This is a genomic window from Curtobacterium sp. RIT-PI-V, assembly GCF_025642935.1.
Lineage (GTDB): Bacteria > Actinomycetota > Actinomycetes > Actinomycetales > Microbacteriaceae > Curtobacterium.
On the sequence record NZ_JANZKM010000014.1, the window covers coordinates 1 to 18,604 of the forward strand.

Annotated in this window: 17 protein-coding genes; 9 read left to right on the top strand and 8 right to left on the bottom strand. The window is 71.3% G+C overall.

What is annotated here, in order from left to right:
- The 4 genes from OGL88_RS10030 to OGL88_RS10045 all read right to left on the bottom strand — a co-directional run.
- On the bottom strand, positions 1 to 267 hold a 267-nt coding region (locus tag OGL88_RS10030; RefSeq protein WP_263091251.1), incomplete at its 3' end, for an RpiB/LacA/LacB family sugar-phosphate isomerase.
- A complete protein-coding gene (locus tag OGL88_RS10035; RefSeq protein WP_263091252.1) occupies positions 264 to 2,006 on the bottom strand; it encodes a dihydroxyacetone kinase family protein in 1,743 nt (580 codons plus the stop codon). The genes OGL88_RS10035 and OGL88_RS10030, both read right to left, overlap by 4 nt.
- A gap of 11 nt (positions 2,007 to 2,017) precedes the next feature.
- Positions 2,018 to 3,334 (bottom strand): MFS transporter, encoded by a 1,317-nt coding sequence (locus OGL88_RS10040; RefSeq protein WP_263091253.1) that lies wholly within the window; start codon positions 3,332 to 3,334, stop codon positions 2,018 to 2,020.
- 27 nt (positions 3,335 to 3,361) lie between these two features.
- Entirely contained in the window at positions 3,362 to 4,492 is a 1,131-nt protein-coding gene (locus tag OGL88_RS10045) for a zinc-binding dehydrogenase (protein WP_263091254.1), read from the bottom strand.
- Positions 4,493 to 4,597: 105 nt separating this feature from the next.
- Between OGL88_RS10045 and OGL88_RS10050 the strand changes: the two genes are divergently transcribed.
- Positions 4,598 to 5,470, top strand: coding sequence for a GolD/DthD family dehydrogenase (locus OGL88_RS10050; protein ID WP_263091255.1), 873 nt, complete (start codon positions 4,598 to 4,600; stop codon positions 5,468 to 5,470).
- A gap of 25 nt (positions 5,471 to 5,495) precedes the next feature.
- Positions 5,496 to 6,458, top strand: a complete 963-nt coding sequence (locus OGL88_RS10055) for a sugar-binding transcriptional regulator (RefSeq protein WP_111084401.1) — start codon at positions 5,496 to 5,498, stop codon at positions 6,456 to 6,458.
- Between the two features lie 79 nt (positions 6,459 to 6,537).
- Here OGL88_RS10055 and OGL88_RS10060 read toward each other — a convergent pair whose 3' ends face one another.
- Positions 6,538 to 7,062 (bottom strand): DinB family protein, encoded by a 525-nt coding sequence (locus OGL88_RS10060; RefSeq protein WP_263091256.1) that lies wholly within the window; start codon positions 7,060 to 7,062, stop codon positions 6,538 to 6,540.
- A 210-nt stretch (positions 7,063 to 7,272) separates the two neighbouring features.
- On the opposite strand from OGL88_RS10060, the gene OGL88_RS10065 reads away from it, so the two are divergent.
- Complete coding sequence (locus tag OGL88_RS10065) at positions 7,273 to 8,805, top strand: MFS transporter (RefSeq protein ID WP_263091257.1); 1,533 nt, start codon at positions 7,273 to 7,275, stop codon at positions 8,803 to 8,805.
- Positions 8,806 to 9,053: 248 nt separating this feature from the next.
- On the opposite strand, the gene OGL88_RS10070 is transcribed toward OGL88_RS10065, so the two are convergent.
- Positions 9,054 to 10,082, bottom strand: a complete 1,029-nt coding sequence (locus tag OGL88_RS10070) for a GTP-binding protein (RefSeq protein WP_263091258.1) — start codon at positions 10,080 to 10,082, stop codon at positions 9,054 to 9,056.
- Positions 10,083 to 10,139: 57 nt separating this feature from the next.
- Between OGL88_RS10070 and ykgO the strand changes: the two genes are divergently transcribed.
- Positions 10,140 to 10,262, top strand: a complete 123-nt coding sequence (gene ykgO / locus OGL88_RS10075; protein WP_022905672.1) for a type B 50S ribosomal protein L36 — start codon at positions 10,140 to 10,142, stop codon at positions 10,260 to 10,262.
- 28 nt (positions 10,263 to 10,290) lie between these two features.
- Positions 10,291 to 10,947, top strand: coding sequence for a histidine phosphatase family protein (locus OGL88_RS10080; protein WP_263091259.1), 657 nt, complete (start codon positions 10,291 to 10,293; stop codon positions 10,945 to 10,947).
- Positions 10,948 to 11,091: 144 nt separating this feature from the next.
- Here OGL88_RS10080 and OGL88_RS10085 read toward each other — a convergent pair whose 3' ends face one another.
- Entirely contained in the window at positions 11,092 to 12,852 is a 1,761-nt protein-coding gene (locus OGL88_RS10085; RefSeq protein WP_263091260.1) for a glycerol-3-phosphate dehydrogenase/oxidase, read from the bottom strand.
- Positions 12,853 to 13,043: 191 nt separating this feature from the next.
- Here OGL88_RS10085 and OGL88_RS10090 point away from each other — a divergent pair, with 191 nt between their 5' ends.
- The 4 genes from OGL88_RS10090 to ald all read left to right on the top strand — a co-directional run bounded on the left by OGL88_RS10090 (position 13,044) and on the right by ald (position 17,686).
- A complete protein-coding gene (locus OGL88_RS10090; protein WP_263091261.1) occupies positions 13,044 to 14,006 on the top strand; it encodes a sugar-binding transcriptional regulator in 963 nt (320 codons plus the stop codon).
- A 48-nt stretch (positions 14,007 to 14,054) separates the two neighbouring features.
- Positions 14,055 to 15,014: an AraC family transcriptional regulator gene (locus OGL88_RS10095; RefSeq protein ID WP_205462873.1), complete on the top strand. Its 960-nt coding sequence runs from the start codon at positions 14,055 to 14,057 to the stop codon at positions 15,012 to 15,014.
- A 54-nt stretch (positions 15,015 to 15,068) separates the two neighbouring features.
- Positions 15,069 to 16,457 carry an FAD-binding oxidoreductase gene (locus tag OGL88_RS10100; protein WP_263091262.1) on the top strand — a complete coding sequence of 463 codons (1,389 nt, stop codon included), beginning with the start codon at positions 15,069 to 15,071 and terminating at the stop codon, positions 16,455 to 16,457.
- Positions 16,458 to 16,585: 128 nt separating this feature from the next.
- Positions 16,586 to 17,686, top strand: coding sequence for an alanine dehydrogenase (gene ald, locus OGL88_RS10105; RefSeq protein WP_263091263.1), 1,101 nt, complete (start codon positions 16,586 to 16,588; stop codon positions 17,684 to 17,686).
- 64 nt (positions 17,687 to 17,750) lie between these two features.
- On the opposite strand, the gene OGL88_RS10110 is transcribed toward ald, so the two are convergent.
- Positions 17,751 to 18,551: a tryptophan-rich sensory protein gene (locus OGL88_RS10110; protein WP_263091264.1), complete on the bottom strand. Its 801-nt coding sequence runs from the start codon at positions 18,549 to 18,551 to the stop codon at positions 17,751 to 17,753.
- Positions 18,552 to 18,604: the final 53 nt, after the last annotated feature.

Sequence of the window (18,604 nt, forward strand, 5' to 3'; positions counted from 1 at the left end):
GGTGACGGCCCGGATGCCGGGGACCTTGTTCGCCGCGATCGCGACACCGAGTCCGGTGCCGCAGATCAGGATCGCGCGGTCCGCCTCACCCGACGCGACGAGTCGCGCTGCGTCGACGGCAACGTGCGGGTACGCGGTGTGCCCGTCCGCGTCGACGCCGACGTCGACGACCGACGCCACGCGCGGGTCGGCCTGCAGGTCCTGCTTGATGATCTCCTTGTAGTCGAACCCGGCATCGTCGGACCCGATCACGAGACGGTACGTCATACGTGTGTTCCTTCCAGTTCGTTCGCACGGGCAGCGAGGACCTCGCCGACCCGCGTGAGGATCATCCCCATCGAGGTGGCACCCGCGTCGGGTGTCCCCAGGCTCTTCTCCGCCAGCGGCCGGGCACGCCCGACCTTCGGCGTGAGGTCGGCTGTCTTGTCGGCCTCGTCACGAGCGACTTCCGCTGCAGCCTGCCACGCGTCGGTGAGCGAGGAACCAGCCGAGACCGAGGTCCGCAGTGCGTCGACGAACGGCAGCAGTGCGTCGAGCAGCGTCTTGTCCCCACGGGACGCCCCGCCCAGGTGGACGATCGAATCGGCGAAGGCCTGCGCGGCCTCGACGACGTCGGACGCCTCGTACGCGGAACGGTCGTCGCGCAGCGACCGGCCGAAGGCCTCGAGTGCCGCACCCCACAGGACGCCGGAGGTGCCGCCCGCGAACTCGGCCCACGCGTCACCGGCGCGTCCGAGGACGAAGGCGACCCCTGCCTCCCGGCCGACCCGGTCGACCGCCCTGCGGGCCGCACCGATCCCCTTGACCATGCCGCGTCCGTGGTCGCCGTCGCCGGCGACCGCGTCGATGCGGCCGAGTTCCTCCTCGTGCTCGCGCAGGAGCGCGTCGATCGCCGCGATCGCGTCGCGTGCCGTCTGCGCGGCCTGCCGGGAGGCATCACTCGCGTCCGGCACGACCGTCGCCTCGTCCTCGGCGTCGTCCACGGCGTCGGCCGGCAGCAACGCTGCGATCGGCGCCGCCGCCTTGCGGTACGCGGGCGTGTAGGTGTCGGCGCGCCACAGGGCGTCGAGCTCGTCGTCGAGCCACTGCAGGGTCAGCGAGCAGCCGCCCATGTCGAGGCTCGTGACGAGTTCGCCGACCTCGGGTTCGACGATCTCGAGGCCGGCGTCCTGCAGCAGCGGGAGGACACGTCCCCAGAGCAGGAACAGTTCCTCGTACTTCGTGTCGCCGAGGCCGTTGAGGATCGGGGCGACCCGGGTGCCCGCGTTCGCCGGTCGGTCGGCGAGCAGCCGTTCGACGAGCAGCGCCGCGAGGTCGGTCGCGCGGAGCAGTGGGACGTCCTCGATGCCGGGCTCGCCGTGGATGCCGAGCCCGAGTCCGAGGTGGCCGTTGGGAACCGTGAAGAGCGGCTCGGTCGCGCCGGGCATCGTGCACCCGGAGAACGCGACACCGATCGTGCGGGTCGCCACGTTCGATGCGTTGCCGAGGCGCTCGACCTCGTCGAGGGACGCACCTGCGGCGGCGGCCGCACCCATCGCCTTGAAGACCGAGAAGTCCCCGGCGATGCCACGGCGCTTCGACTCCTCGTCGGCGCTCGCGATGTCGTCCGTGACCACGACGATCCGGGTGTCGATGCCCTCGGCGCGCAGCCGCTCGGCGGCGAGCCCGAAGTTCATCGTGTCACCGGCGTAGTTGCCGAACGACAGCACGACGCCCTTCCCCTGGTCGGCGGCCTTGGCGACCGAGTACACCTGCGCGGTGGACGGCGAGGTGAAGACGTTCCCGACGACGGCGCCGGTGGCGAACCCTGGGCCGACGATCCCGCAGAACGCGGGGTAGTGGCCGGAGCCGCCGCCGACGACCACCGCGACCTGCGGGTCGGCGCCCTCGGTTGGCAGGGTGACGACGCCGCCGTGGACGCCGCGGACGCGGTCGGCGTAGAGCGCGAGCCAGCCGGCGAGCTGGTCCTCGGCGAACTCGTCGGGGGCGTCGTGGATCGTGGTCATGCTGGAGTCCTTCAGTGGGAGGTACGGGTGCCCTGCGGCACCTTGAGGAAGTGGATCATCACGAACGCGCAGGCGTACAGGCCGACGAACGTCCAGGTCGCGGCCTGACCGCCACCGCCGAGCGCGAAGACCGCGGCGACCACACCGGTGCCGAGGAACGCCGCTCCACCGGCTGCCGTCGTGTACATCGCCATCGCGGCGCCCTTGTGCTCGGGGGCGAGCGCCGGCATGATCGCGCCCATCGGCACGAAGCCGGCGAGCAGGCAACCGAACACGCAACCGGCGACGACGGAGAGCACGTAGCCCCAGTCCGACCCGGCGGGGACGAGCTGCGGGACGTACCACCAGGCGATGAGGCCGAGGGCGGACCCGACGATGCCGAACCACTTGACGGTGCGCTGCCAGCCGATCTTGTCGCCGACCCAGCCGAACAGGGCGTTCACCAGGATGTTCGTCGCGTAGACGCACACGGTCATGAGCAGCCAGCGGCTCTGGCCCCACCCGCGCTCGTTCGCGATCACGGCGGGCAGGACGACGAACATGCCGAACTCGGGCGCGGTGTTGATCAGGCGGACCAGGAAGCCCATCAGGATCTTCGGCCGGGTGATGGTGAGGCGGATGCCGCTCGTCAGCACCTGCCAGGTGCTCTCACCGGCCGGGGCGATGCGGGAGAACCCGTTCGGTAGCCGGACGCCGAACAGCATGATGAGGAAGCCGATCACGACCAGGCCGATCGAGGCGACCATCGCGCCGGTCTCACCGATCGTGCCGCCGCCGAACACCGGGATGGCACCGATCGCGAAGAGGGAACCGAGCGTCGGCAGGCCACCCGTGAAGGCGACGTAGAACCAGCCGACGGCCGAACCGTTCCGCTCGACCGGAGTGGTGATGTTCACCCAGACCAGGAACGCGAAGGCGAAGAGCGGGTAGCCGAAGCCCCGGACGGCGTAGGCGACGGCCGCGAACGGCACGCTGCCGATGTTCAGAGCGAGCAGGAACAGCACCTCGAAGACGACCCAGACGGCGAACCCGAGGATCATCACCCGGCGCGGCCCGATCAGGTCGGAGAGGGCGCCGGAGACGTAGCTGCCGATCAGGGCGGCGAGGCTGTAGAAGGTCACGATGGTCGCGACGGTGGCCTCGGGGCTGCCGAGGACCGCGACCATGTGCGGGGTGATGAAGTTCGACTCGACGCCGTTCCCGGTCATGAAGACCAGGACGGCGACGAACCCGAGGGCGAGCGGGCGGGGGATCCCCATCCGGTCGAGGCGGCCCTCGGCGCGGGGGGTCGTGGGCGCACCGGTGGCGCGCTGTGTCGTCGTTGACATGCTTGCTGACTCCAGGGGTCGGCGGGCTCAGGCCTGCAGGGACGGGAGGATCGAGACCTTGACGCTCGCGCCGGCGGAGTCGCCGACCAGGTCGAGGGCCTCTTGGAACCGCTCGAGCGGGAACTGGTGTGTGCAGATCTCCGACATCGGCAGGGTCTCTGCCTCGAGCAGCTTGATCGCCGCCGGCCAGGTGTGCGGGCCGAGGTGGGCACCCCGGACGTCGAGCTCCTTGTCGTCCGAGATGATCGACCAGTCAACGGAGACGGCGTCCTTGAACACCGAGTACTCGACGAAGGTGCCGAGCTTGCGCAGCAGGTTGAGGCCCTGCGGCACCGCGGACGGGTGGCCGGTCGCCTCGATGTAGACGTCGGCGCCGTACCCGTCGGTGAGCTCCTTGACCCGGGCGACCGCGTCGTCCTCGGCGATGTTGATCGTCAGGTCCGCGCCGACCTTGCGGGCCAGCTCGAGCTTCGCCTCGACCACGTCGAGCGCGATGATCCGGAGCGGGTTCTTCTGTCGAGCACCGGCGATCGCGGAGAGGCCGATCGGTCCGGCGCCGGCGATCACGACGGTGTCGCCGAACTTGATGTCGCCGCGCTCGACGGCGTGGAACGCGCAGGACAGCGGCTCGGCGAACGCGGCGACCTGACCGGGCAGGGCGCTCGACACCGGGTGGGTCAGGGCCTTGGCGGGGACGAGCACGTACTCGGCCATCGCGCCGTCGTAGCCCTTGAACCCGAACATGTCGTGGACGTTGCACATCCAGTACGCGCCCTCGAGGCAGTAGCGGCACTCCCAGCACGGCACGATCTGCTCGCACGCGATGCGGTCGCCGAGCGAGACCTTCCGCTTCGCCAGGGTGTCGTCGTCGCCGGACACGACGGTGCCGACGAACTCGTGCCCGGGGATGCGGTCCGTCTCGGCCCAGGCGGCGCGGTTCTCGTCACCCCAGAACTTCGCGGCGCCGTGGTAGCACTTCAGGTCGCTCGCGCAGATGCCGACGGCGTCGGTGCGGAGGAGGAGCTCGCCGGGGCCGGGCGTCGGTACGGGGCGTTCCTCGAGCCGGTAGTCGCCCGGGCCGTGGACGACGACGGCTCGCATTGTCGTGGGGATGGTCGTGGTGGCGGTCGTGGCCGCGTTCTCGGTCGTCGTCGACATGCGCTGCTCCTTCGTTGGATGGCTTCGGCGACGACTGTACACCTCGCAGAACGTTTGTCCTGAACACAATTTCTGCTAGGTTCGACCCGACGCAAAGGAGCGAACATGACGATCAGCACCACCACCGACTTCGCCGCAGCCCTGCGCTCGGGCCCGGACGCCGTCGACCTGGCGAACGACTTCACCGGCCGCACCGCGGTGGTGACCGGCGGCGCCTCCGGCATCGGGAACGCCATCGCTCGGGCGCTCGCCGCACGGGGTGCACGGGTCGCGATCGTCGACGTCCGTGCGGACGGCGCCACCACGGCGGCGGCCGATCTGCCGGACGCGACCGACGCACCGGACGCGACCGACGCACCTGGCGCGGCCGAGGCGCCGGGTGCGGCCACGGGCCTCCATGCCGGGTTCGGCTGCGACGTGACGGACGAGACGTCCGTGGCGCGCACCATCACCGACGTCGTCGCGCACTTCGGTCGCGTCGACGTGCTCGTCAACTGCGCCGGGATCGCCGCGCTCGCTCCGGCGGACGAACTGTCCGCCGAGACCTGGTCGAGGACGATCGACGTCAACCTGACGGGCACCTTCCGCGTCGCCCAGGCCGCCGGTCGGCACATGCTCGCCGCCGGGTACGGGCGCGTGGTGAACATCGCCTCGCAGGCCGCGCACGTGGGCATCGACGGGCACGCCGCCTACTGCGCCTCGAAGGCGGGCGTCATCGGACTCACCCGGGTCCTCGCGCTCGAGTGGGGCGGGCGGGGCGTCACCGTGAACACCGTGTCGCCGACCGTCGTGCTCACCGACCTCGGCCGTGCCGCGTGGGCGAACGAGAACGGCATCCGGCACCAGGACGAGATCCCCACCGGCCGCTTCGCCACTCCCGACGAGATCGCCGCCGCGGTGCTGTTCCTGGCGGGGGAGTCGAGCGCCATGGTGAACGGCGCCGACCTCCGGGTGGACGGCGGGTTCACGATCCGCTGAGGTGTGCCAGGGATACGATCGGCGCATGTCCGCCGAGAACCCTGCCGCCGAGGGTGCCCGGACCCGGTTCCCGCTCGACACCGTGTACCAGGCGGCGCGGATGTACTACCTCGAGGACGCCACCCAGGTCGAGATCGCGTCGCGCCTCGGTGTCTCGCGTCCGACGGTGTCGCGGCTCGTGGCCGAGGCGCGCAAGGCCGGACTCGTCCGCATCGAGGTCGTCGACCCGTTCCAGGACGAGACCGTCGCGCTCGCCGAACGGCTGCAGGTCGTGCTCGGCATCCGAGCGGTGCACCTGGCCGCCGTCACGCACACCGCCACGCTCGGCGCCGACCTCGCCGCACCCCTGGCCGCTGCGGTCGAGGGCATGGGACTCGTCCCGGGTGACGCCGTCCTGATGTCGTCGGGCCGCACGGTGTACGACGTCGCACACGCCGGGATGCCGAGCCTGCCCGGCGTGCAGCTCGTCCCGACGGTGGGCGGCCAGGCCGACCCGATGCCGTGGTTCCAGACGAACGAGATCACCCGGACGGCCGCGGAGCACTCCGGAGCGATCCCCGCCTTCCTGTTCGCGCAGGCGCTGCCGTCGCCCGCGATGCGCTCCTCGCTCGACGAGGACCCGGCCTTCCAGCACGTCGTCGGGCTCTGGGGTCGGGCGAAGGGGGCGATCCTCGGCATCGGGGCCCCGACCCCGACGCGCGATGCGCTGGCACGGGGCGTCCCAGTCGAGGACGCCGCGTTCGACCACGCCGCTGGTGACGTCTGCCTCAACTTCTACGCCGCGGACGGCTCGCCCATCGAGTTCCCCGGCAGCGACCGGATGGTCCGGACCTCGCGCGAGGTCCTGTCCGGGGTGCCGCACGCCGTCGGCGTCGCCGTCGGCAGTGCCAAGGTCGGCAGCATCGTCGGCGCGGTGCGCGGGGGACTCGTCAACGAGCTGGTGTCGGACGCCGCGACGGCCCGCGCCCTGCTCGACGCGCTCGCCTGAGCGGTCTGCCGCGACCACGAGGCGGACGGGAGGCGCGGGGCAGCGCCGCCCCGCGCCTCCCGTTCGCCCGTCGCCGCGTCTAGTGCGTGCGCCGCACGTCCCACAGGTGGTGGACGGGGTCGTGCGCGTAGTAGGTGGCAAGCGTCGCGACGGTGAAGGCGCTGCCGTCCGACCGCAGCCCGGTGCGCTCGAGCTGGTCGTCACGGACCTCGTCGAACGCCCGCGCTGCCCGGTGTGCGGCCTCGCCGAGCTCCCGGACGACGACGGCCGGGTCCTGCTCGCCGTACTGGTCCTGGACCGCGGTGGCGTCCTGGTCCCAGTTCGGGAACGTCGGGGCGTCCTCGGCGAGCATCAGGGCGAGCCGCTCGGTCATCTTCCGGTGCACGTCGCGCACGTGGGCGCCGTACTCGAGTGCCGACCAGGTGTGGTCGTCGGGACGCTCACGCACGTCGTCCCGGCCGAGTTCGGTCGGCCACGCGGTCGTGTTCGCGTCGATGATCCCCGGCACGTCGCGGATCGACACCGTGGTGCCGTCGTAGCCGCACTCGGGGCAGATGCCCTCGATGACCCAGGTCCAGCTCTTCGTCTCGGGTTCGATCGCCATGCGCCGATGTTATGTCCTCGTTACTCAGCCTTGCGGATCCGCAGACGCACGGGGATCGGGCCCTCCCCCCGTTCGGGTGACACGCCGTTGCCTGAGAATCACCGGCCAATGACATTTCGGTTGCTCGGTAACGTCGCTCGCTGTTCCTGTGCCGGTCTCCACCGGCCCGAGCCGGTCCCTGCCGGCTCGTCACGATCCTCGAGGAGAGACATGGGCTCCGATCCCAGCCGTACCCCGACCCGGCCGCACCGACGCCTGCGCGAGAGCGACGTCACCGTGGTCGACAAGAGCATGATGCGCCGCGCGGTGAGCGGCATGGTCGTCGGCAACACGATGGAGTGGTACGACGTCGGTGTCTACGGCTACCTGGCGGTCACGATGGGGAAGGTCTTCCTGCCGACCGCCGAGCCCGCCGTGCAGATCCTGTTCAGCCTCGGTGTCTTCGCTGCGACGTACATCGCCCGTCCGCTCGGTGGCATCGTCTTCGGCCGTCTCGGCGACCGCATCGGGCGCCAGAAGGTGCTCGCGACGACGCTCATCATGATGGCGGCGTCGACGTTCCTCATCGGTGCGCTGCCCGCCTACGCGACGATCGGGGTGTTCGCACCGATCGTGCTGGTCGTGCTGAAGCTGGCGCAGGGGTTCTCCACCGGTGGTGAGTACGCCGGCGCGACGACCTTCGTGACCGAGTACGCCCCGGACCGTCGCCGCGGGTTCTTCGCGAGCATCCTGGACTTCGGCAGCTACCTGGGCTTCGCGCTCGGTGCGACCGTGGTCTCGGTGCTGCAGATCACCCTCGGCGAGGACGCGATGGTCGCCTACGGCTGGCGCTTCCCGTTCCTGGCAGCCGGGGTGATCGGCGTCGTCGCGATCTGGTTCCGTCTGCGCATCGAGGAGTCGCCGGTGTTCCAGGCGACCCAGGCCGCGCAGGAGGCCGCGTCCGAGACCCGCGCGTCCTTCGACGGGGAGCGTCCCGCGAACGTGCTCGTGATGGTGCGCGACCACTGGCGGCCGATCGTCATCGCGATCATGCTCGTCGCGGCGTCGAACACCGTCGGGTACGCCCTGACCTCGTACATGCCGACCTACCTGACCGACTCGCTCGGGTACTCCCCGCTCGACGGCACACTGCTGACGATCCCGGTGCTCCTGCTGCTGGCGGTCATGCTCCCGCTCACCGGCAAGCTGTCCGACAAGCTCGGTCGACGCGTCGTGATGTGGATCGGTGCCGCGACGACCGTGGTGCTCGTCGTGCCGGCGTTCATGCTGATCGGGCACGGTGCGCAGTGGTCCACGCTGGCCGGACTCGCGCTGCTCGCACTGATGACCGCGCTGTGGGTGTCGAACCAGGCTGCGTCGCTGCCGGCGCTGTTCCCGACCTCGACGCGGTACGGCGGCATGGGCTTCGCCTACAACATCGCCATCGCGGTCTTCGGTGGGACCACGCCCCTGATCGTGCAGGCGCTGCTGACCGTGACCGGGGACGAACTCGCTCCCGCGTACTTCCTGATGGCGATGAGCGTGGTCGGTGCGATCGGTGTCTTCTGCATGAAGGAGTCCTCGCGCCGTCCGCTGCCGGGCTCGATGCCGGCGGTCGAGACCGAGGCCGAGGCGAAGGAGCTCGTGCTCACGCAGGACACGAACCCGCACCTGGATCTGGGGGACCTGCCGTTCGCCGCGCAGGACGCCGCAGCCCGGGCCGCGCGCGACGCCGCCGATGCTGAGGTCGTGCCGGCGCGCTGACGCTGGGGCGCTCGCGACGCGACCACGGGCGGGAGGCGCGGTGCAGGTCCGACCTGCACCGCGCCTCCCGTCTGTGCGTGCGCATGCTGCGACGATCCACGCGTCGATCGACTTGTGTTCTGTCGAAAGATGCGCACGCACCGGATGCGTGCGCATGGTGCGACGATCCACGCGTCGATCGACTCGTGTTCTGTCGGAAGATGCGCACGCACGCACGCACGCACGCACGCGCCCAGTCGCTCCCGCCCTCACTCGTGCCGGTGCTCGGACGCCGGGTCCACCGCCGGCCACACGGGGAACGGGTCCGCCCACCCGCGCCACAGGTCCGGCCCGGCCAGCAGCTCCGGCGGCGTGAGCAGCGCGCCGTCGAGGGCTCGTACGATCGCCCGCACGTCGAGCCGCTCGCCGACGAACCACAGCGCCTGCCCGATCGGGGCGTCGGCGTCCCACGACGGGTTCGCGGTGGGGTCGAGCGCGAGCATCGCCCCGAAGCTCGACCACGAGCCGACGTGGTCCGGGCGTGAGGCGAGCCGGAAGAACCCCTTCGAGCGCAGCACCCGGCCCGAGCTGCCGGCGGCCAGGTCCCGCTCGATCACGGTGGCCAGTCGCCCGGGGTGGAACGGCAGCGGCTCCCGGTAGCGCATCGCGACCAGGTCGTCGCGGGCGTCCCGGCCGGTGTCGGCGCCGCTCGACAGGGCGCGCATCCACCCGGCGCCCGAGGCCAGGACCCGAGCGGCTCCGCCGTTCGACGCGGGCAGGTCGCGCGCGGTCCGGAGTGCGGGGAGTGCCACGATCACGGCGTGGGGCGCGAGCCGGTGCAGCAGTGCGACCAACGCGCGACGGCGGCGCAGGGACAGCGGCGCGAGACGGTCGAGCGCGATGACGGTCGCGTACTCGACGAGTGACACGACCCGGTCGGCGGCCACGAACGCGTCGTCGACGTCGGACCACAGCAGGTGGGCGACGTCGTCGGCCCGCAACACCCCGACCACGTGTCGGAGCACCCGGTCGTCGCCGGTCTCGCTCCGGGCGGCGTTCGCGAGCATCATGCCCACGGCGCGGGCGTCGGCGCCGGGTCGCAGGGTGACGACGAGGCCGTGGTCGGCGTCGGGGCCGCACACGCGGTCGAGGTGGTCGGCCCGTTCGGCGACCGCGCGGGCCGCTGCGAACGCGCTCCCGTCGACGTGCATCCGGTGCCCGGTGGTGATCCGGGCGGCGACGCGGTCGGCGTCGACCTCGTGGAGGGCGGTGACGAGGGTGATGGCAGCAGCACGCATGTCGGGTACCCTACCTGAAAACCGTTCTCAACAAGAGAGCGCCGACGGAGGAGAACCATGAAGGTCCGCAACTCGCTCAAGGCACTGAAGAAGATCCCCGGCTCGCAGGTCGTCCGGCGCCGCGGCCGGGTCTACGTCATCAACAAGCAGAACCCCCGCTGGAACACCCGCCAGGGCTGACGTCGGCGGCCTTCCGTAGGGTGGATCCATGCGACTGCTGCTCATCCGCCACGGCCAGACCCCCGCGAACGTGAACGGTGTCCTCGACGCCGTGGTGCCCGGACCCGGACTGACCGAGCTCGGCCAGCAGCAGGCAGACGCCCTGCCGGCAGCCCTGGCCGACCGGGGGATCGAGCGGCTCTTCGCCTCGACCATGGTGCGGACGCAGATCACCGCGGCACCCCTGGCGGCGTCGCTCGGGCTCGAGCCCGTCGTGCTCCCGGGGCTCCGTGAGATCGAGGCCGGCGACACCCAGGGCAAGAGCGACACGGTTTCCGTGCAGCTGTACATCTCCACCGTGCACGGCTGGTCCGGCGGGGACCGCAGCACGCGGATGCCGGGCGCGGAGAGCGGGCTCGAGTTCTTCGAGCGGTACGACGACGCCGTGCGGCAGATCGAGGCCACCGGCGTCGGCGTGGCGGCGGCGGTGAGTCACGGTGCGGCGATCCGTACCTGGGCGAGCGCGGCCGCCGACAACACCCCGGACCACTTCGGCACGAAGCGCCACCTCGAGAACACCGGCATCGTCGAGCTCGAGGGGTCCTTCGCCGACGGCTGGCACCTGGTCGACTGGGAGGGCGAGCCCGTCGGCGGCGAGCAGCTCATCGACCGGACCGCACTGGACCCGACCGGCGAGCGCTACTGACGCACGAGAACGCAGGCCCATGACGGACGGGAGGTGGGCCCCACCCGCCGGTACCGGCGCACCGCGCCAGCGGGGTGACGGCCGAGACGGGAGGGACGGTACCAGCTGGTACCGGGCCTCCCGTCCGTCTCGTGGTCGCGTCGACTACGCGAGCTGCGACGCCGGCGCCTGTGCTGTTGCGGACGTCAGCGGCACGATCACGCGGTGCGCCTCGCGCAGCACGTCGAGCGTGCGCTGGACCTCGTCCGCGCGCTCCTCGGGCGTCCAGTCGAGCGCTCCCGCGAGGACGTCGGCCAGCTCGTCGAGCAGGTCGATCGTGACACCGCCGACGAACGCGAGGTTCGTGCGGCGCAGCACCACGTCGACCAGGTGGACGGCCTGCTCGTGCTCGGCGAAGTACGCGACCTCGGCGCGGGTGAGCGACGGGTCGGACTCGAGGGCCTCGACAGGGCCGTCGGTCAGGACGTCCACGACCTCGGCCGCACGGGTGCCGTAGCGCTCGAGCAGGCCCTCGACCAGGGACTCGTCCAGGCCGTCACGGTGTGACGTGATCCACAGGGCGCGCTGCGCGTCGGTGGTCGGGAACTCCTTGCCACCGCCGATCGGCATGCCGGTGGTGTCGACCTTGCGGGTCATGCCGAGCTTCGTGGTGGCCTCGGTCGACAGGTGTGCGGCGAGGGCACGGAACGTCGTCCACTTGCCACCGACGAGCGACAGCACGGTCGAGTCCGGCAGCCCGGCGATCTGGGTGTCCACGATCCGGTAGTCACGCGACACGAAGCCGGGGGCGGTGTCCTCGTGGCGGGGGAGCGGGCGGATGCCGGAGTAGCTGTAGACGATGTGGTCGCGGGTGACGTCGATCTGCGGGAACACGTGCTTGACGAGCCCGAAGAAGTAGTCGATCTCCTCGTCGGTCGTCGTGACCGGCTTCGAGGGGTCGGCGTCGATGTCGGTCGTGCCGATGAGGACCCGGCCCTTGAGCGGGTAGATGAGCACGATGCGTCCGTCGTCGTTCTCGAAGAACAGCTCGCGACCCTTCGTCGCCTCGAGCAGCTCGTCGTTCTGCACGACGATGTGGGAGCCCTTCGTGCCGCCCATGAACTTCGTCTCGCCGCCGAACGCCTCGTTCGTCAGGTCGGTCCAGGGGCCGGACGCGTTGATGACGACCTCGGCGGTGAACGCGAACTCCTCGCCGGTCTCGCGGTCGCGCAGCAGCACGCCGCCGTCGCGGGTGCCGGCTGCCTCGACGTAGTTCGTCGCGCGGGCGGTCGCGGCGGAGCCGGTCCCGGTGCCCGCGGCGATGCCGTCCTTGAGGACGTCGAGGGCCAGGCGCTCGGGCTCGTGCACGCTCGCGTCGTAGTAGGTGCCCGTGTACTTCAGGTCCTTGTTGAGGGCGGGCATGTCCTCGAGCGCGGCCTTCTTGGTGCGGAAGACGTGCTTCGGGACGGAGCCGCCGTCGCGCGAGAAGGAGTCGTAGATCGTCATGCCGATCTTGATGAGCATGGCGCCGCGCTCCTTGGTGGAGCGCTGCTTGTGCGTCAGCATGCGCAGCGGAGCGTTCATGATGCCGGAGAACGTCGAGAAGATCGGCATCGTCGTCTGCAGCGGCTTGACGTAGTGCGGGGCGATGCGGATGAGGCCGTTGCGCTCCTGCACGCTCTCGCGCACCAGGCGGAACTCGCCGTTTTCGAGGTAGCGGATGCCGCCGTGGATCATGTGGCTCGACGCAGCGGACGCACCCGAGGCGTAGTCGCCGCGCTCGACCAGGGCGACGTCGACGCCCTGCAGTGCGAGGTCGCGGAACGTGGCGATGCCGTTGATGCCGCCGCCGACGACGAGGACCTGCGCGTTCGGGCGCTCGGTGAGGGCGGTCACCGTGTTCCGGGGCTGTGTCTTCTTCGACATGGTTCGTCGCTTCCTTCGTCGGTTCTCGTGGTCAGGATCGATCGTGCGCCGGTTTGGGAGGTCGGGCAACTTGCGTGCACGAACGTGCAGCACACGTGTCGTGCGCTCCGATCCGGGGGCCGGGAGGCGCGACAGGGGTTGCAGAGGCCGTGCACGTCCGTGCATGGTTGCGTTCGACAGATCGGAGCACCATGAGCGATGCGGCTCAGCCCATGCGCACGCAGCAGGCGCTGCGCGCCGCCCACCTGTACTACCTGCAGGACCTGACGATGGACGCGATCGCGGACGAACTCGCGACCTCGCGCTCCTCGGTGTCGCGGCTGCTGAAGTACGCCAGGGACACCGGTCTCGTCGACATCCAGATCCGCTCGCCCCTGGACCAGGCCGCCGCGCTGAGCCGCAGCATCCGTTCGCGGTTCGGCGTGCACGCGCACGTCGTGCCGGTGCCGGACCACACGAGCGACGTCGACCGCCTGGAACGGGTGGCCCTGTCCGCCGCCCGGATCCTGACGCAGTACGTCGAGTCGAACATGGTGATCGGGATCTCGTGGGGCTCGACGGTGAGCGCGGTCAGCCGGTACCTGGTGCCGAAGACCACGCACGGGTCGACCGTCGTGCAGATCAACGGCGCCGCGAACACCCGGACCACGGGCATCGTCTACGCCTCGGAGATCCTGCGGCGGTTCGGCGAGGCCTACGGCGCGTTCGTGCAGCAGTTCCCGGTGCCCGCGTTCTTCGACGACCCGGCCACGAAGGAGGCGCTGTTCCGGGAGCGCTCGATCCGGCGCGTGCTCGACCTGCACGAGCGGATGGACCTGGTGGTGTTCGGCGTGGGCGCCCCGCAGGCCCCGGTGCCGTCGCACGTGTACTCCGGCGGCTACCTCGACCCCGCTGACCGCGACGAGCTCACGAAGGCCCAGGTCGTCGGCGACGTCTCGACGGTGTTCTACCGGGCCGACGGGTCGTGGCGGGACATCGGCGTGAACGCACGCGCCGGCGGGCCGGACCTCGACATCATCAAGCGCGCTCCGCGTCGGGTCTGCGTCGTCGCGGGCCGATCGAAGGCAGCGTCCCTGCGGGGTGCGCTGGCCTCCGGTCTCATCACCGACCTGATCCTGGACGAGAGCGTCGGGCAGGCGATCCTGCAGCCCTGAATCGCGATGTGTCGCGAGTTGTCGGTGGTCCGTCGTAGGTTCTCGGACATGACGCTCTCCATGGACCGGCCGGGCGGTCGGTACTCCCGTCGCGTGGTCGGCACCGACGTCGACCAGGCGCTCGCCTTCTTCGGGCGCGACTACGACTTCCGGGCACCCGCGGTCCGGCGCACCCGTCCCACCGCGCACTGGGACTTCGCCGGGGTCGGCGATGACCGGATGTCGCTGCGGTCGTCGCGGTTCATGGTCGACCTGCGCAGCGAGAGCCAGGTCGACGACGAGTTCCTGGTGGCCTGGATGCGGAGTGGCTCCAGCCGGATCACCTGTGGTGGCGAGACCTGGGAGCTCGAGGCCGGCGTGCCCGTCGTGCTGCCGTTCGCCGAGCCGTACTCCCTGCACCACCGCGACATCGCGCTGAACCTCGTCCATCTGGACCGCGACTTCGTGCGGTCGCTCGTCGGCGAGGACGACTTCGCGTTCGAGTCGATGCAGCGTCCGACGGCTGCGGGCACAGCCGTGTGGCAGGACGTGGTCCGGACGTACTCGTCGACGTGGCTCGACGTCGACCACGACCTCGACCCGATCGCGCAGCGCGACATCGCCGAGGCGTTCGCGACCGCCGCGATCCGTGCGTTCCCGCAGCGCGACCGCTGGCGGTCGACCGTGGCCGGCGGCGGTCCGGAGCACGGCCGGGTCCGCCGGGCGCTCGACTTCGTGCACGAGCACGCCCGCGAGCCCATCGGCACACCCGAGATCGCCGCGGCCGCGGGCCTCAGCCCGCGCGGGCTCCAGCAGTCGCTGCGACGGCACCTCGACCAGACCCCCGGCGACCTGCTGCGCGGCGTGCGGCTCGACGGTGCGCGGGCGGACCTGCTCGGGGGTACGCGCGACGAGACCTCGGTCGCCGACGTCGCCCGGTCGTGGGGCTTCGGGCACCTCGGGCGGTTCTCGGCGACGTACCGTGCCCGCTTCGGTGAGCTGCCGAGCGAGTCACTCCGCACGCGTTGACCGCCGTGGGGCACCGAGCCGGGGGAGTCCACCCGGCGGCGGTAGCGTGACGACATGGACACCGTCGTCGCCGCGCTCCGCTCCGCCCTGCAGGACCCCGACGGCACCGTCGTCCGGACCGAACCGGGCGAGCTCGACGCCGCGCGGACCGACAAGTCCGGCTGGATCGCTCCCGGCGGTCCGGTCGCCGTCGTCGAGGCCCGCACCGTCGAGCACGTGCAGGCGACACTCCGGACCTGCTCGGCCCTGGGCGTCCCCGTCGTCCCGCGCGGCGCCGGCACCGGACTGGCGGGGGGCGCGAACGGCACCGCGGGCACGGTCGTGCTCAGCGTGGCGCGGATGGACCGCATCGTCGAGGTGTCCGTCGAGGACGAACTCGCCGTCGTCGAACCCGGGGTGCTCAACGGCGCACTGAACGCCGTCGCCGCCGAGCACGGGCTGCGCTTCGCACCGGACCCGGCGAGTGCGGCGATCGCGAGCATCGGCGGCAACATCGCCACGAACGCCGGTGGCCTTCGGTGCGTGAAGTACGGCGTCACCCGTGAGGCCGTTCTCGGACTCGACGTCGTGCTCGCGGACGGCCGGCTCGTGTCGACCGGCCACCGCACCGTCAAGGGGGTGACCGGTCTCGACCTGACGGCGTTGCTCGTCGGGTCCGAGGGCACGCTCGGCGTCATCGTCGGCGCGACGGTCCGACTCGTCCCGATCCCGGCGGGGGAGCCCGCGACCCTCGGGGCCGTCTACCCGACCGTGCAGCAGGCGGCGGCCGCGGCAGCGGCCGTGGTGGCGGGAGCGGATCGGCCGTCGACGGTCGAGCTGCTGGATGCCCTGGCCCTCGAGGGGATCGCGGCGTACCTGGGACCCGAGGTGATCGTCGAGACGGTGGGGAGCACCGCTGCGGGCGGGGTCTTCCTGCTCGTGGAGTTCGACGGCCCGGGCGCGACCGAGGCCGCGCTGGGAGCCGTGCCGCGCCTCCAGGCAGAGGGCGGAACCGTGCAGCTTGCCGGGTCGGCGGCGGAACGCGAGCGCCTGCTGACGATCCGTCGGTCCTTCCACGCCGCGATGGAGTCGCGCGGCCGGGTGCTCATCGAGGACGTCGCCGTGCCGCGGAGTCGACTCGCCGAGATGTTCGCCCGCGTGGAGGAGATCGGCCGCGAACACGGGGTCTCGATCCCGACCGTGGCGCACGCCGGTGACGGCAACCTGCACCCGAACTTCGTGTTCGACGGCGACGAGGTGCCTGCTCACGTCTGGGACGCCGCCGACGCGATGTTCCGGGCGGCGATCGAGCTGGGCGGGACCCTGACCGGCGAGCACGGCGTGGGGGTGTTGAAGCGTCGGTGGATCGGCGACGAGCTCGGCGATGACGTCCTCGAGCTGCAGCGGGGGATCCGCCGGGTGTTCGACCCGGCGGGCATTCTGAACCCGGGCAAGGTCTTCTGAGCGGTCGACAACCGAATCTCATCGCACGGATTTGCGCTGGCTCATCCGGATGTTCGGCCGTAACATCACCGCAACGAATCCGGCGCTGAATGGTGTGGACGAGAGCACCACCCACGAAGGAGTCTGCGATGCGCATCGGCGTCCCCACCGAGATCAAGAACAACGAGTACCGCGTGGCGGCCACCCCGGCGGGTGTGGCCGAGCTGGCGCTGCACGGCCACCAGGTCCTGGTCCAGGCCGGTGCGGGCACGGGTTCGGCCTTCCCCGACGACGAGTACCGCACCGCCGGCGCCGAGATCGTCGACACCGCCGCCGAGGTCTGGGCGCGCGCCGAGCTGATCCTGAAGGTCAAGGAGCCGGTGGCGTCCGAGTACCCGCTCATCCGCCCCGGCCAGGTGCTCTTCACGTACCTGCACCTGGCGGCCGACCGTCCCCTGACCGACGCACTCATCGACTCCGGGGCCACCGCGATCGCCTACGAGACCGTGCAGCTGCCGGACCGCTCGCTGCCCCTGTTGTCGCCGATGTCCGAGGTCGCCGGGCGACTGTCGGCCCAGGTCGGCGCCGACAACCTGATGCGCACGAACGGCGGACGCGGACTGCTGCTCGGTGGGGTGCCCGGCACGCCGAAGGGCCGCGTCGTCGTGATCGGCGGTGGCGTCGCAGGCGAGCACGCCGCGACGATGGCGCTCGGCATGGGGGCCGACGTGACGGTCTTCGACATCAGCCTGCCGCGGTTGCGCGCGCTCGACGCCCGGTTCGACGGACGCATCACCACCCTGCGGTCGTCGGCGCACGCCATCGCTGCAGAACTCAGAGAAGCCGACCTGGTGATCGGTTCCGTGCTCATCCCGGGGGCATCCGCACCGAAGCTCGTCACCGATGCCATGGTCGCGGACATGCGGCCGGGATCGGTGCTCGTCGACATCGCGATCGACCAGGGCGGCTGCTTCGAGGGCTCGCACCCGACCACCCACGACGACCCGACGTTCGCGGTGCACGACACCGTGTACTACTGCGTGGCGAACATGCCCGGTGCCGTTCCGCGCACGAGCACGATCTCGCTGACGAACGCGACGCTGCCGTACGCCGTCGCGATCGCCGACCACGGGTGGGAGGCAGCGCTGGCCGCCGACCCGTCGCTCGCCCTCGGGCTGAACGTGCACGCCGGCGAGGTCACGAACGAGGCCGTGGCGGCTGCGCACGGGCTCGTGGCGTCCCCGCGGTAGAGCCCGAGTCCCGAGACTCGGGCTGGGCGACAGTTCTCGCAGCCGAGCGCCCGGGAAGTGTCGCTCAGGCTGAGACTCGGGCCAGCCCACGCGCGCCGGACCAGCCCGCCCGCGCCCGCACGGCGACCGTCACCACCACGACCGCGGCGGCTGCGACGACCGCAGCGACGGCGGTCGGCGTCGACACCAGCGGACCGTCGAGTCGGGCGACCGCCACCCACGCCAGCCCCCAGGCCAGGGACAGCATCGGCGCCAGACGGCCCCGTCCCCACACCGCCAGCAGGAGCCCGACGAGCCCGGCCACCGCTGCGACGAGCACACCCCAGACGTCCTGCCCGAGGTCGAAGCCCCGGAAACCCGCTGCGGTCAGCACCGCGGCCGTGTTCGCCGCCGTCGCGACGCACACCCATCCGAGGTAGAGGCCGAACGTGCCGTCGGTGACGATCGCCTCGACGACGCCGGAGGGCTTCGTCCGCCGCAGGATCGTGAACGTCCAGACCAGCACCGCGAGCAGGGCCACGATGATCGGTTCGCTCGCCCACAGGAACCCGAACTGCACCGACAGGATCCACGCCGCGTTGAGCAGCAGCGACAGGATCGCCGGCACGGCCAGCTTCGCGTGCCGGTCGTCGTCCGACGTGCGGAAGAGCTGGCGGACGGCGTAGGCGATGAGGCCGACGTAGACGACGCTCCAGATCGAGAACGCCGGGCCGTCCGGTGCGATGGCGGTCGACGACGCGGACAGCGCGCCGCCGGCAGCGTCCTGGATCGGCGTCCCGCCGGCCGCGCCGGACCCGACGAACGCCCCGACCACCGCGACGACGGCACTCACGGCGACCGCGATGCGCTTCCAGATCCTCTTCATGACCGTTCCCTTCGTCAGCATGCTGATGACCTGCACCGTAGGCGGGCGGTCCT

Coding starts and splice junctions, on each gene's coding strand:
- OGL88_RS10035 (WP_263091252.1), bottom strand. CDS start 2,006: ATGACCACGATCCACGACGCCCCCGACGAGTTCGCCGAGGACCAGCTC.
- OGL88_RS10040 (WP_263091253.1), bottom strand. CDS start 3,334: ATGTCAACGACGACACAGCGCGCCACCGGTGCGCCCACGACCCCCCGC.
- OGL88_RS10045 (WP_263091254.1), bottom strand. CDS start 4,492: ATGTCGACGACGACCGAGAACGCGGCCACGACCGCCACCACGACCATC.
- OGL88_RS10050 (WP_263091255.1), top strand. CDS start 4,598: ATGACGATCAGCACCACCACCGACTTCGCCGCAGCCCTGCGCTCGGGC.
- OGL88_RS10055 (WP_111084401.1), top strand. CDS start 5,496: ATGTCCGCCGAGAACCCTGCCGCCGAGGGTGCCCGGACCCGGTTCCCG.
- OGL88_RS10060 (WP_263091256.1), bottom strand. CDS start 7,062: ATGGCGATCGAACCCGAGACGAAGAGCTGGACCTGGGTCATCGAGGGC.
- OGL88_RS10065 (WP_263091257.1), top strand. CDS start 7,273: ATGGGCTCCGATCCCAGCCGTACCCCGACCCGGCCGCACCGACGCCTG.
- OGL88_RS10070 (WP_263091258.1), bottom strand. CDS start 10,082: ATGCGTGCTGCTGCCATCACCCTCGTCACCGCCCTCCACGAGGTCGAC.
- ykgO (WP_022905672.1), top strand. CDS start 10,140: ATGAAGGTCCGCAACTCGCTCAAGGCACTGAAGAAGATCCCCGGCTCG.
- OGL88_RS10080 (WP_263091259.1), top strand. CDS start 10,291: ATGCGACTGCTGCTCATCCGCCACGGCCAGACCCCCGCGAACGTGAAC.
- OGL88_RS10085 (WP_263091260.1), bottom strand. CDS start 12,852: ATGTCGAAGAAGACACAGCCCCGGAACACGGTGACCGCCCTCACCGAG.
- OGL88_RS10090 (WP_263091261.1), top strand. CDS start 13,044: ATGAGCGATGCGGCTCAGCCCATGCGCACGCAGCAGGCGCTGCGCGCC.
- OGL88_RS10095 (WP_205462873.1), top strand. CDS start 14,055: ATGACGCTCTCCATGGACCGGCCGGGCGGTCGGTACTCCCGTCGCGTG.
- OGL88_RS10100 (WP_263091262.1), top strand. CDS start 15,069: ATGGACACCGTCGTCGCCGCGCTCCGCTCCGCCCTGCAGGACCCCGAC.
- ald (WP_263091263.1), top strand. CDS start 16,586: ATGCGCATCGGCGTCCCCACCGAGATCAAGAACAACGAGTACCGCGTG.
- OGL88_RS10110 (WP_263091264.1), bottom strand. CDS start 18,551: ATGAAGAGGATCTGGAAGCGCATCGCGGTCGCCGTGAGTGCCGTCGTC.